Origin of the sequence: Chryseobacterium sp. T20, assembly GCF_047345655.1 — a bacterium.
GTDB lineage: Bacteria > Bacteroidota > Bacteroidia > Flavobacteriales > Weeksellaceae > Chryseobacterium.
Genome location: NZ_JBLFDU010000014.1, coordinates 82,423 through 96,310 on the forward strand (window position 1 = coordinate 82,423; position 13,888 = coordinate 96,310).

15 protein-coding genes are annotated in these 13,888 nt (G+C 35.5%); 13 read left to right on the plus strand and 2 right to left on the minus strand.

Translation table 11 applies throughout. The annotated features are described in order from the left end of the window. Positions 1-344 precede the first annotated feature (344 nt). The 13 genes from ACMA47_RS22555 to ACMA47_RS22615 all read left to right on the plus strand — a co-directional run bounded on the left by ACMA47_RS22555 (position 345) and on the right by ACMA47_RS22615 (position 11,422). Positions 345-3,308: a SusC/RagA family TonB-linked outer membrane protein gene (locus ACMA47_RS22555; RefSeq protein WP_413931584.1), complete on the plus strand. Its 2,964-nt coding sequence runs from the start codon at positions 345-347 to the stop codon at positions 3,306-3,308. 11 nt (positions 3,309-3,319) lie between these two features. Further along, complete coding sequence (locus ACMA47_RS22560; protein ID WP_413931585.1) at positions 3,320-4,819, plus strand: RagB/SusD family nutrient uptake outer membrane protein; 1,500 nt, start codon at positions 3,320-3,322, stop codon at positions 4,817-4,819. 165 nt (positions 4,820-4,984) lie between these two features. Next, entirely contained in the window at positions 4,985-5,602 is a 618-nt protein-coding gene (locus tag ACMA47_RS22565; RefSeq protein WP_413931586.1) for a hypothetical protein, read from the plus strand. Continuing rightward, a complete protein-coding gene (locus ACMA47_RS22570; RefSeq protein WP_413931587.1) occupies positions 5,602-6,222 on the plus strand; it encodes a hypothetical protein in 621 nt (206 codons plus the stop codon). Before ACMA47_RS22565 ends, ACMA47_RS22570 begins: the two co-directional genes overlap by 1 nt. 95 nt (positions 6,223-6,317) lie before the next feature. After that, entirely contained in the window at positions 6,318-6,608 is a 291-nt protein-coding gene (locus ACMA47_RS22575; protein ID WP_034695841.1) for a winged helix-turn-helix domain-containing protein, read from the plus strand. A 64-nt stretch (positions 6,609-6,672) separates the two neighbouring features. Further along, positions 6,673-6,963, plus strand: a complete 291-nt coding sequence (locus ACMA47_RS22580; protein ID WP_413931588.1) for a hypothetical protein — start codon at positions 6,673-6,675, stop codon at positions 6,961-6,963. Positions 6,964-6,993: 30 nt separating this feature from the next. After that, the gene (locus ACMA47_RS22585; protein ID WP_034695842.1) at positions 6,994-7,290 is read left to right on the plus strand and encodes a hypothetical protein; all 297 of its coding nucleotides are present in this window, start codon (positions 6,994-6,996) and stop codon (positions 7,288-7,290) included. Between the two features lie 25 nt (positions 7,291-7,315). Further along, positions 7,316-7,801, plus strand: a complete 486-nt coding sequence (locus tag ACMA47_RS22590; RefSeq protein WP_034695844.1) for a Coq4 family protein — start codon at positions 7,316-7,318, stop codon at positions 7,799-7,801. Between the two features lie 9 nt (positions 7,802-7,810). Further along, a complete protein-coding gene (locus ACMA47_RS22595; protein ID WP_413931589.1) occupies positions 7,811-8,107 on the plus strand; it encodes a hypothetical protein in 297 nt (98 codons plus the stop codon). A 66-nt stretch (positions 8,108-8,173) separates the two neighbouring features. Continuing rightward, positions 8,174-9,544, plus strand: coding sequence for a DUF4153 domain-containing protein (locus ACMA47_RS22600; protein ID WP_413931590.1), 1,371 nt, complete (start codon positions 8,174-8,176; stop codon positions 9,542-9,544). 57 nt (positions 9,545-9,601) lie between these two features. Then, positions 9,602-10,255, plus strand: coding sequence for a DUF1361 domain-containing protein (locus ACMA47_RS22605; RefSeq protein WP_413931591.1), 654 nt, complete (start codon positions 9,602-9,604; stop codon positions 10,253-10,255). Between the two features lie 54 nt (positions 10,256-10,309). Then, entirely contained in the window at positions 10,310-10,849 is a 540-nt protein-coding gene (locus ACMA47_RS22610; protein ID WP_413931592.1) for a hypothetical protein, read from the plus strand. Positions 10,850-10,909: 60 nt separating this feature from the next. Next, entirely contained in the window at positions 10,910-11,422 is a 513-nt protein-coding gene (locus tag ACMA47_RS22615; RefSeq protein WP_062672154.1) for a hypothetical protein, read from the plus strand. A gap of 89 nt (positions 11,423-11,511) precedes the next feature. Here ACMA47_RS22615 and ACMA47_RS22620 read toward each other — a convergent pair whose 3' ends face one another. Both ACMA47_RS22620 and dtd read right to left on the minus strand, forming a co-directional pair. Next, positions 11,512-13,170 (minus strand): S8 family peptidase, encoded by a 1,659-nt coding sequence (locus ACMA47_RS22620; protein ID WP_413931593.1) that lies wholly within the window; start codon positions 13,168-13,170, stop codon positions 11,512-11,514. Between the two features lie 268 nt (positions 13,171-13,438). Next, complete coding sequence (gene dtd / locus ACMA47_RS22625; protein WP_413931594.1) at positions 13,439-13,888, minus strand: D-aminoacyl-tRNA deacylase; 450 nt, start codon at positions 13,886-13,888, stop codon at positions 13,439-13,441.

Here is a 13,888-nt window from a genome sequence, read left to right on the forward strand (position 1 = left end):
ATCTAAGATTCTGATATTTTTTTTCATAGGAATCCAGCATTTTTTATCATGTTTTCTTAATTGTATTGTTTGTATGTTATTTGGTTTAATTATCTTATAGTTTTAATAAACTAGTTTTTTCAGTGTGATATTTTTATTGTTTTAACAAATTTTAAATAATTGTTTAATATTTATAAAACTAAATTAATTTAATTTTAACTTATATTTTTAATCAATATTAAATAATTGATTAAAAATATAAATCATTTGCGTTTAATTTATTTAATTATCTTTTTTATTGCCTTTTTATTAATTTTTGTTGCATATATTTGCATTCATACTGTTAAAATATGTTAAATATGAAAATGAAGTTAATACTAAGTACTGCTGTGTTGTTCTTTGTAGGAGGACACATGGTAGAAGCTCAAAAGGCTAAGCGCGACACAATACCGCAGGATACTAAAATTGATGAAATTGTGGTGGTTGCTTACGGAAGCCAGAAAAGAGAAACAATGGTTGGCTCCAATACAGAAGTTAAAGCAAAACAATTTGCTGATCGACCAATAACAAGTATTGGACAGGCGTTGGATGGTGCCAGTGCCGGTGTGAAAGTAAGTACAGGTACAGGTCAGCCTGGAAGTTCACCTAGTATCCAAATCCGTGGAATAGGTTCTTATGGTATTACAACAAATCCTTTATATGTAGTAGATGGTACCATATATACAGGTTCTCTAGCAGCAATTAATCCCAATGATATTGCATCATTCAATATCCTGAAAGATGCTGCATCCACTTCTTTGTATGGTTCTGCAGCTGCTAATGGTGTTGTTCTGATTACTACCAAATCCGGTAGAAAAGGAAAAGATGCATTCAACTTTAGTATGAGTACCGGAGCAGTAGGGAGATCAATCCCGGAATATGACAGAGTGAATGTTTATCAATATTATCCGCTTATTTGGGAAGCCCTCAGAAATGGTAGATTTGCCTCTAATCCATCATTAGGGCTTGCTGCAGCTAATAATTACGCCTCTATAGTTTTGGTTACAGGAAACGTTCCATTTGGAGCTGGAGTTCTAAAAACAAATGTATTTGATGTTGACCCTCATCAGTTAGTTATTGATGGAGTATTAAACCCAAATGCTAAATTGAAATATACCGATTTAGACTGGCAGAAACCTTTGATGAATACCGGATTCAGACAGAATTATGAATTGAATTACAGTGGAGGAAGTAATACAACAACCTATTTTTCTTCCGTAGGATATACCAATGAAACCGGATATCTTATCAAATCTGATTTTGAAAGATTTACAGCGAGATTAAAAGTAGATTCACAAGTTAAAAGCTGGTTGAAACTGGGAACAAGTATCAGTGGAGTGTCTTCCAATGGAAACAATTCCGTAGAAGGAGTGGATAATAATTCTGCTTATATCAACCCATACAGATGGACAAGAACGATGGGGCCGATCTACAGTCCTTATGCTCATGACCCTAATACATTTGCTACCCTTTATGACGCTGCAGGAAATATTGTGTATGATGCAGGAAGTGCCAGAGGTGCTGATGCAGCGGCAGGAAGAAACGTAATTCAGGAAACACTTTTAAACAAAGATCTATCTAAAAACTATTATATTATTTCCAGAGGCTATGCTGAAATCAAAGTAGACCCTTATCTTACTTTGTCTACTAATGTAGGGTATGATATCAGAAATAACAGAAGAAGTACCTACGGAAATAAAATTATTGGTGATGCGGCTCCCGGAGGCTCAGCAGAAAAATATAGTTTTACAGAACAAACCTTTACATGGAATCAGCTCCTGAATTATAAAAGAAAATTTGGAGATCATAATTTTGAATTCCTTTTAGGGCATGAAAACTATAAATTTATGTACGAGTACCTATATGGGTATAAAAAAGGTCAGATTGTAGATGATAATGACGAACTGGTTAACTTTGTTACTCCGTCAACGCTTACTTCACGTACAGACAATTACAGAAAAGAAGGGGTCTTTTCGAGATTAAATTATGATTACAAATCAAAATACCTGCTTTCAGGATCTATCCGTTGGGATGGTTCATCTAGATTTGCTAAAGATGTAAGATGGGATTCATTCTGGTCTCTTGGTGCTGGATGGAGACTGAAAGGAGAAGAGTTCCTAAGCAATTCTAACCTTATCAGTGAATTGAAGCTGAGGGGTTCTTATGGTGAAGTAGGAAATGATAGAACAGACAGTTATTATATGTATAAAAGTACTTATACTTTAGGATATAATAATGCGCAGGAACCAGGGATTTTATTTGGGTTTTTGGCGGATCCTTCGATTACCTGGGAGGCTAACAAACAAACCGATGTGGGGATCGATTTTGGATTCTTAAATAATAGAATTACAGGGTCTGTAGAATATTATAACAGAGTTACTGAAGATTTGATCTTCCCGGTTCCTCTTCCGGTTTCTGCAGGTGTTCCTGATAATACGATCAGTAGAAATGTAGGGACTATGTATAACCGTGGATTTGAATTCAGTATTAATGCAGACGTTATTAAAACACAAAATTTTGTTTGGAATATCAATGCCAATGCATCAACACTTAAAAATCAGGTTACAGAGCTTTCCAATGGAATCACAGAAATTATTAACGGAACTAAAAAGATTTCTGTAGGACACTCAGTATATGATTATTGGTTGAGACAATGGTACGGGGTAGATCCGGCTGACGGTTCTCCTTTATTCCTTGTTGCTGATGCCTATGCTAATACAACAGCTGCTGATATCAGAACAGTGAATGGTGAAAAGGTTACTACTAATTTCAATAAAGCAAAATATGATTATTCAGGTACAGCAATTCCTGACTTGTTTGGAAGTTTCGGAACTACAATAACCTATAAACAATGGTCATTATCTGCAATGTTTACCTATCAGTTAGGAGGAAAAACGTATGATTCCAACTATGCTGCATTGATGTCCAGTTACTCACAAGGTGGAGCTTTAAGTACGGATATTCTGGACAGATGGACTACGCCTGGGCAGATCACTGATGTTCCAGCTTTGAGTACCTCAACATATACCAGTTCGAATGCGGCTTCGTCAAGATGGTTGGTAAGCTCCGATTTTCTTACCTTCAGACAAGCTACTTTAAGTTATAGCTTTACTCCGGAAACTTTATCTCAGCTTGGAGTTTCAGGATTAAGAATCCTTGTTTCAGGTGAAAACTTATGGAGTAAAACAGCAAGAAAAGGACTGGAACCTGCTCAGGCATTCAACGGTACTGCATCAAACAGGTATACTCCGGCTAGAGTGGTAACAATTGGATTTAATGTATCTTTTTAAATAATTAAGTAATGAAAAATATCGCAAGACAATATATAAAATGGGCTGTTGTACTTTCAGTCTTTACAGGAATGGCCTCATGTGAGAGTGATTATCTGGAAACAGATCCTACTACTGCGGCTTCTGAAGAAGCTGCTTATTCAAGTTCTGCTAACCTTATGGCCATTGTAAATGGAATGCATAGAGATATGTATTTCAGACAAAGTGATCAAGGGCAGAATGGGCATGGCGGAATTATGATTATAATGGATGCTTTGGCAGATGACCTTGTTTTTCCATCTACAGGAAATGGCTGGTATGTCTCAGCTGTAAGATGGCAGGATCAGGTAAATGATAATGCTTCCAATGACCTTTATCCTTACCAGTTTTATTATGCATTGATCAGAAATGCAAATATGGTTATTGCTAATGGTCCTTCAGTTCCTGCGCCTACTGCAGCTGATGCAGCTACTATTAAAATAGCAATTGGTGAAGCGTATGCATTCAGGGCTTTCTGTTATTATATGCTGGTTCAGATTTATGGTAAAAGATATGTGCCAGGTGCTAATAATACTCAGTTAGGTGTTCCTATCAGATTAGTCGCAAATGAAATCCCTTTAGCAAGAAATACGGTAGAAGAAGTGTATACACAGATCAATAAAGATCTTGATGAGGCTACTGCTAGACTTGGAAACTCAAGACTCACAAAATCACATTTTAATGATAAAGTAATTTTAGGATTGAGAGCTAGGGTTGCTTTAACGCAAGGGAATTATGCGGCGGCCGTAACTGCAGCTCAATCGGCTCGTGCAGGATTTCCATTGATGGATAATGCTACTTATAATGCAGGCTTTAATAATCTGGCAGGCAATGGAGAATGGATGTGGGGAGCTACCATCATCGCAGATCAAGGAGATACGTTTTCAAATTTTGGAGCGTATATGTCAAGAAACTTTAACTCTACTAATATTCGTCAGGCTCCAAAAGCGATTAATAGTAAATTATTTCTTTCATTCCCATCCTCAGATGTAAGAACTAAGAATTTTGATCCAACAGGAGCGCATACAGCGCTTGCCTTGCCTTCAACATATTCTAAATTCCCATATACAAGCCAGAAGTTCATTGCTGCAAGTCAGGCAGACAGTAGAGTAGATGTTCCTTATATGAGATCAGCAGAAATGTATCTTATTGAAGCGGAGGCTTTGGCCAGATCTGGAAATGAAGCTGGTTCTAAAGCAGTTTTCAACGTATTTGCGAAAAACAGAAACCCATCATATACTGGGGCTACTACAACTGGTGCAGCTTATATTACAGAAATTCTTGACAGCAGAAGGTTTGAATTCTGGGGCGAAGGTTTCAGATTCTTAGATCTTAAGAGATTAAATCAAGGTTTAGACAGAACAGGAGCTAACCATTCTTCGGTAGTTACCAATAACGTAATGACAGTGGCTAACACGGATTTACGTTGGGAATTTCTGATTCCAAGAACTGAAATCAACGCTAATCCATTGATTGTTCAGAATCCATTATAACACGTACAGATTTTAATATATGATTGAGAATCCTGCTTTAGTGGGGTTCTCTTTTTTTATGGCTAAATAAACGATGAGGTTTTCAGTAAAAAATATTTTAAAATCTAAAATAAAGAGTTGGTAGATTCAAAATAAATTATAACTTTGTAATTCAAAGTTCTTTTTATGGATTCAAAAAACTATCACGAAGACTTATCCCATATCCGTTCTATGATGGAACGGTCCTCCAGATTTATTTCGCTAAGTGGTTTATCCGGAGTTGTTGCGGGTTTAACGGCTATTATTGGAGCCGTATATGTGTATTTTGTTTTTCAGAGAGAAGGGATTAATTATCTTGATGGAGACAGAAATATTCTGGGACCTGCCTTGGTTAAAGAACTTGTTCTGACTGGGATTGCTATTTTGGTTGTAGCTGTCCTTAGTGGTTATATTTTTACAGCCCATAAAAGCAAAAAGAAAGGTTTGAAGATCTGGGATGCCACAACAAAGCGACTTTTGATTACCTTTGCAGTGCCTTTGGTAGCAGGAGGTGTCTTTTGTCTCGCGCTTCTTTATCATCATCTTTTTGTTTTCATTGCTCCGGCTACGCTTATTTTTTATGGATTGGCTCTGGTAGCCGCAGAACGATATACGTTAACGGATGTAAAGTATTTAGGATATCTTGAGATTATTTTAGGACTTATTTCTTTGTTCTTTTTAGGATGGGGATTGCTGTTCTGGGCCATTGGTTTTGGTGTTCTGCATATTGTGTATGGATTGATCATGCATAAGAAGTATAAGTAATGGGAATTGGTTTTGTCATATTAATACACCTTGTTGCTGTATCAGTTTTCGGTTTTATCTGTGCTGTTGTAGGTTGTTTACTTACTTATTTTATAAGTGGAAAAGAAAAAAGAAGGAATAAAATGATATTGGCATTTATAGGACCTTTTGTGGCATTTTATACATTCTATATTGTCGGAATTATCAGCTTATCCATTGTGTCAGAAAATAAAAAAGTAGATATTGGAATAGGTGATGCCTGGTATGTTCCTTTGAAAAATGATTATCAGCTATTATTTATTGATTTGCCTGAACAGGCAAGTATTAATACTGGAAATGGGCTGACATTGGTTTCACAGGTGGCTAAAATAGAAGAATTGGGTAGCCAGGTTTTTGGAAAAACATTTGACAACGAATATTTTTTCGTGGATTTAAAAACAAATGAGGTAAAAACTTTTCAAACAGAGAAAGAGTTAAGTGCCTTACATGTAAATAAAAAACTCAATCTAGTAGATACAACTGAATTTTATTCAGAAAGGAAAAACGATATTATGGGCTATTGGCCTTTGTTGATAATGTTTTTATCTCTTATTGTCAGTATGGGAGCGGTGTACATATGGAAGTTAATATTAATTTTTTAACTGTAAAAGTTGCTTCAGGCTGTATTAATAGAGAAATAAAGAAAATGAAAGATAGTCAGATTTTGGCTATTTCAGAATAAATAAGATAAAGTAAAATGATCAAAATAAATCAGCTCAATAAAGAATTCGAAAGCCGTGTAAGACTGGGCATTATGTCTGTTCTTATGGTTAACGACTGGGTTGATTTTTCCGAAATGAAAAACCTGCTCGAAATAACTGATGGGAATCTGGCAAGCCACAGCAATGCACTGGAGAAAGCTGGTTATATAGAAGTGAAAAAAGAATTTGTTGGAAAGAAGCCTAAAACCTCTTATCGCGTTACACAAAGTGGAAGACAAGCTTTTACGGAACATTTGAATGCACTTGAAAAATTATTAGGGCGATAGTCCTATATTTTTTTGAAAATTAACTTTGAATTACAAAGTACTTTATATTTTAAAATTAAATAAGATGATAACACAAAAACAAAAAACACTCACAATTTATGCCCTTCCATTGGCTTTACTAAGTATTCCATTGGTTGGAAATCTAGTGTCTAATGAAGTAAACTGGTCAGGATCTGATTTTCTGATTGCAGGAGCTTTGCTTTTTACAACCGCTTTTCTCATCAATCTGGTCAGAAACAGAATTAAAAAACAAAGTCAGAAAGTGATGATATGTATTTTCATTTTGCTGGCTATAGCATTGGTATGGATTGAATTAGCAGTAGGGATTTTCGGAAGTCCGTTTGCCGGAAGCTAAAATTTGATTTGTGATTAAACCTAAATAATAATGAAAGATTCAGAAATAATAAATCTAGGCAAGGCGGTATTCGGAATATTTTTTTCAATTGGAACTCTTTGTCTTTTAGGAGCTCTTATTACAAAAGATAACTGGTTTGCCGGAGCAGGGTATCTGCTAATCGTTTTCGGAGTGCCAGTCAATTTATTATGCATATTAGGGTTCCTGACATATGGTGTTATAAATACATCAAAATTTAAAGAATGTATGATAGCCATACTTATTTTGACTGCCAATATTCCCATTGCATTTACTTATGCTATTATAGGCTTGGGGTATTTTAATTAATATCTATAAATATATCAATACTATTATGAAAAAAATACGCGTTCAATTCCTGCTTTTTGTATACGATAAAACTCAAAAATTATACAGAAAATATTTCAAAAAGAAAAAAAGACAATGGCAGTTCAATGAAAAACAGCTATTGGAGTTTCAGGAAGATTCCTTAGGTCGAAAATTGGGAGAATTTTACAGGAAACACGGCTTTTCCATGATCCCAAAGATGGAAAACCATGATGTTCACCACCTGATTACCGGCTGTGGAACCAACTTCGAAGATGAAATTGCTATGCAGTATCTGCTTCTAGGAAACGGTAAACTCAATGCGCACCTTCTGGCTGCAATCGTATTGGGAACAATTATTCTCCCTGAATATGTGAAAATTTATATCAAAGCTTATAAAAAGGGACAAAATATGAGAGCCTTTCATCATTGGGACTTTGAAGAATTGCTATGGCAGAATTATGAACATGTGAAAGACTTTATTCAACAGAAAGAAACAGTAGTTCTTCATTAAAAACTAAGGATGATGAGAAAAATAAAATTCAGTCCGTTGGGAGAAAAAACATTTTTATTCTCCTTTTTGCTGGGTACCTTTTTGCTGCTTTTATTTTGGATCACAAGAGCTGAATTTCTGATCATATTCGGGTTTTATTACGTTGTGATTGCTGCTGTAACCAACCTGTTGATCACTTTATATGAGTTGATGGAATACCTGAGTGATGTTTCCGAAAAGAAAAGAAATGGAAATTCTGTTCTTCTATTACTACTTAATATTCCTATTACTTTTCTATACCTCACCCTATTCTTTAATTTTTGCTGATCTCTATACTTGTACACCTTAAATCTTTCAATCCTTTAAATCATTAAATATTAAATAATAAACCTCATGAAAACACATCATTATATATTTCTTACAGCCCTTCTCTTTGTCATCGTCTTTTATGATCAGGACGTAGGGCTGAACCTTGGAATTCTGGGAATTGTCTATGCTGTATTGACACTGTTTAGAACACCGGAAAAAAATAAAACAAGAACATTGTATGTACTTTTTGGAACAAGTATCCTGTCCAGTATTGCATTTGCGTGGTTCGGAGATTTTCCATCCTTTATTGCGGTGGCAAGCTCACTGCTTTTGCTTGGGTATAAATCGAAGAACAGAAGATTGAAAATTCTATTTTTAATTCCGGTTTTTATTGTAAACTGCTGTACTTCATTCTGCCGTTTTTTCAGCTTTGATGAATGGCTGCCTAAGAAGAATATTCCAGGATTATGGCAAAAGACATTCGCTTTCATCTTGATCCCGCTGGTGCTGGTTTCCGTCTTCTTTGGAATTTACTCTGCAGGAAGTGATCATTTTGCTGCTCTTTTCACCAATTATGAATTGGACCTTAACATTTGGCAGGTATTCTGTCTCTCGGTTTTAGGGTTTTTTATCGCCTTTAATTACTGGAACTATGCGGTGGAAAAGCTCATCTACAAAAACAATCATGTTCTGGATAATGAGTTTAGTAAAGATTCCAGAATTCCCAAAGCTACTTATTCTTTTCTTGACCTTAGTGCAGAAAGAATGAGTGGAGTAATTTCTTTTGTCTTATTGAACGTTTTATTGATCTTCTTTATTATTACCTATAATTATGAACAATTTTATGAAGCAGTAAAAACACCGGTTCAGCTTTCCGAAGAAACCCATGAAAGAGTGAATGCTGTAATCATGTCTATTATAATGGCAATTCTGGTGATCATGTTTTATTTTAAATCCGGATTTAATTTTGATCCAAAAGCAGGTTTGTTGAAAATTTTAGCCAAAATCTGGATTTTCCTCAATGCTGTTCTTGTTGTTTCTGCAGCCCTTAAAAACTATGAGTATATTATTAATTATGGATTTACCTATAAAAGATTAGGGGTTCTTGCTTTCCTGCTGTTATCATTAGTTGGCTTGAGTTTGACTTTTATTAAAATTCAAAAGCAGAAAAGAAATATTTTTCTTGTGAACTCTATGATCTGGTATTTTTATGGAACCATTCTGGTGTGCAGCTATTTCAATTGGGGAGGGTTTATTACTTCTCAGAATATGAAACGAAAAGATTTTGTGATCAATTATCATTTAACTTCCATCAACTTCAGTGAAAAAGCACTCCTGAAATATGCAGAGGAAAAAAATGATCAGAAACTTAAAAAGACCTTGCAGGATAAAGTGAAAAATGAAACATCCAAAACATTCCTTTCAAAGATCATATATTATCAGACCATACAATAAAAGATCATGAAAAACTTAGCGGAATCCTCTAGATTTAAAATTAATATATCGCTGATAATGATGACGATATTCTGTTTCAGCCTGTCAGCTTTCAGATATTATATCAGCGATACAAAAGTGTTTTTGTTTCTCAACTGGAATCTGTTTCTGGCCTGGATTCCTTTATTACTAAGTTCTTTTATTCTTGCCTTTACTATCAAAAGCAAAACTTCATTGATCTTTATAGTAATAGTGTGGATATTGTTCTTTCCCAATTCTCCTTACATTCTTACAGATCTTTTTCACCTTAGAGCAAGAAATGAGATACCGATCTGGTATGACCTCATTGTGATTCTTTCCTATGCATGGACGGGGCTGATCTGTGGCTTTATAAGTCTTCATGATATTGAAAAGAGACTTTCTGATTATATGAATAGAAATATCATCAATGGAGTGGTTGTCCTTTTTCTTTTCATGAGCAGCTTCGGAGTCTATCTTGGTAGGTTTTTGAGATGGAATAGCTGGGATGTTCTTAACAATCCTTTTGGCCTGTTCTCGGATATTGTGGTGAGATTCATCTATCCGATGGAATATACCAAAACTTGGGGAGTAACTGTTTTGATGGGAATTATGCTCAACTTTATGTACTTTACATTTAAATGGGCAGGAACAAATGATGAAAAAGAATTACAACCGGAAAATAAAACATTCGACGGATTGGAACAATTTTAGCATTTCAATGAGCTCAGCATAATACATGTTGATCCATTCTTAAAATTAATTATTATGAAAAAAAGCTTATTGTTAATTCCTTTGATAATTGTTGCCTGTAAAAAAGAACCCGCTGTGACAAATGTTCCGGCTAAGGACTCTACAGTGGTAACAGAAATGCCGGACTCTGTGGTAAAAAAAGATTCTGTAGCATTAAGGAAAAAAGATTCAATTATTAACAATGCCCCGGTCACTAAGGAAGTATTGCGCAAAGGCGTAATGAGAGATGAAAAAGACGGCCAGATCATAAGAACGGCAGATGCCAACCAGTTGCCTTTTACAATTGGAGAAGAATTTACAAAGGATGATCAGGATTTGATTTTAAAACTGACCCGTTATGATCGTCCGAATATCAAAGCTAAAATTTCAACTAAAGAGAAAGATTTTAATATCCGTTTCAATCAGATAAGACTTCCAAACGGGAACTACGACGGACCTTTTGGAAGAGAAATTACTTATGATACTCCCGGACAAGGTGAAGTATGGCTGATTATCGGAAAAAGTAATATGGCTTCAGGAAATACCAAGGGAAGTTTTACAGTAACTGTAGAATAAGGCCTAATCAATTTGGTACAATTTCTGCAAACTAAACTCTGAAGTTTAAAATTTAAAATTATGAAAAATATAGTTCTAACAGCAATGGCTGCTTCAGCTGTACTTGTAAGTTGCGGAACTGTACAGTCGCTGGTTCAGAATACATTTCCCTACACAACGAATGTTTTAGTGTCTACAGGAGTTCCTGCGGATAAAGAAGTTTCTTCCACTGCAACGGCTACCAATGTACAGACCTGGTTCGGAGGAAATAATAATGCAAAAATTAAAGATGTAAGAATTTCAGATGCGAAAATCTCTGTGGCCTCTCCTTCCGGAGGAAATCTGAGTGCATTCAAAACTGTAAAAATATACGTTTCATCTAACGGAACAGGAGAAAGATTAGTGGCTTCACGTTCCAATATCTCTACGAATTCTTCCAGCTTAAATCTTGATCTTAATGATACCGGATTTTTGGATGAAATTGTAAAAAGTTCAGGGTTAACGGTAAGAACCGTTTATGAATTGAAAAATCAGACCTCTTCTGATATGAACATCAAAGTAGCACTTAATTTCAGCAGCGTTCCAGCAAAATAAAATCAATAAAAATTGATAGTAAAAACCCTCTTTCATTTTTCTGAAAGAGGGTTTGATGTGAAGTAAAATGTATAAAAAAATCTTGTATTCTAGAGTTTGGTTAATTTCTCAACAACTCTTCTCTGGCCCTCATTAATATTGATGATATACTGTCCCGTAGGAAGTTGTGAAATATCAATCTTTTCATTCGGTAAAACTGAATTTTTAATCACTGTACGTCCCTGAAGGTTAATAATCTCTACATCCAGTTTTTTATTTTCGCTGCTTTTAATAGCAATGGAACTGCTGGAAGGATTAGGATAAATTTTAACCTCTAATGAAGGTAAAGTCTTAACAGGTGCTACAAAATTACTTTCCAGTTGAAGGATAGCATTCTTCACATTAGGAAGAGGTCCTATCTTTTGACCCGTCACCGTTCCTCCCTGAGGAATTCCTGTTGAAATTAAAAGGTTTTTCATCGCTGAAGGTGTTAAATATTGACCTGTAGTCTGACGATAGAAAGACTGAATCAAAATAGCCGCAGAAGAAACCACAGGTGTTGCAGAACTTGTACCGCTGAAATAATTATAAGTTCTGTTGTTGTCATTGTCATATTTCGCATAAGATCCATAACCTGCAGCCATCACACTGCTTCCCCAACCCTGAACATCCACTCTGTTTCCAAAAGTACTGAAGCTTAGTTTCGAATGGGTAGTATTAGGAGATCCTGCTCCTACAATGATAGCACCACTGTTTCCTCTCGCAAGATACGTTGCATAAAACGGGTCATCCAGATTCTGATTTCCATTACCTGCCGCTGCAATGATAATAATTCCTGAATCAGTAGCAGCTTTTGTAAGATCCCAGATTACTTTGTCATATTCCGCAGGGCAATACTGACCGTCTTTTCCACCAGTCTGCATTTCGTATAGTATAATATCTCCGGCCTGAGATGCATTGATAGATCTGCTTACTGCAGAAGCTCTGTTGTATCCTACCGTAGTCCATTCCATATAACCTTTTATTTCGGAAGCACTGTAAGCAGCTCCCGTAAGCCCTATATTGTCTTTTATAGAACCTAAAATACTTACTACAGCAGTTCCATGGTCGCGATAGTTATTATTGGCCAATCCTGCATTAGGAGAATAACCGGGTTCAAGTTGAATTGAATTTTGGTTAGACAGCATCTCATGAGTTTTGTAGAAACCATATTCTACATCACGTACACGGATATTCTGTCCTGTGATTCCTCTTGACCATGCGTATTTGGCATTGATTCCAGGATTGTCATTCAGATAGGTCTGCAGGCTTTCCAGATCAGGAGTCGCCACAAAAGCATTTACCAAAGGTGGTTCGATAGGCTCGGCACTCATTACAGATACATATTCTATTTCAGGAAATCTCTCAAGAGTATGAATGATTTTTTCTGAAGCTTCTTTATTTTGAAGAGGAATATCAGCCTTATAGATTCTTTTCAGTTTTTCCACAGATTCTCCGGAATTACCGATGGCTTTGCTGCTTCTGGCCATTTCATCAAGTTTGCTGTCCGTAAAATCCAGATCATACTTAAATGAGATGTGGTTTTCTCTTGAGAATCTTTCCAGATCAGCGTTTCTGCTGAAAGCCATTTTTTCAGAATTGATGCCTTTTGAAAAGCATACGTAAATAATTGAATTTTGATCATTAGCCATTTTAGGCTGGCTGTCCTGTCCGAAAGACAGAGTAGAACAGAACGCAAGTACTGCGAAAAAGTTGATTTTTGTTTTCATACGATTTTGTTAAATGGTTGTAAATCAGTTTTGATTTATATCAAAAATAATAATAAAATGAAAACAAATCACTTTTTTGTGATTTTATTTTTTAAATTTTTACTCTTTTCTTTTGTATAAAGGATTTCTTTGTTGATGAATGATAAACCTCACAGGTTTTTAAAACCTGTGAGGTTTAATGAAGGATATATTTTATGCATATTAATCAAAAAAAATACGTTCCAATGAATTGAAACGTATTGCTTTATGGTTATATTTATTTCCGGATTTAGCTTTTGGTAAGAGAATCCATGACGATAGTAACGGGTCCGTCATTGGTCAGGGAAACCTTCATATCTGCTCCGAAAATTCCGCTTTCTGTTTTTAGTCCGGATTTAGCGATTTCTTCTTTAAAATAGTCAAAAAGAGGTACAGCTTTATCAGGTTTTGCTGCTTTTATGAAAGAAGGACGGTTGCCTTTTTTATAATCTGCAATCAATGTAAACTGACTGATGCAAAGGATTTCTCCTGAAATATCTTTCACAGAAAGATTAAGCTTGTCATCTTCATCTCCAAAGATTCTCAGGTTTAAAACCTTCTGTACAAGCCAGTCCGCATCTGTCTTTTCATCATTTTCATCTATACCTACCAACAGCATAAGCCCTTTCCCGATTTCTCCAACAATTTTTCCATCCACTTTTACACTGGCTTCGGAGACTCTTTGTATAACGATCTTCAT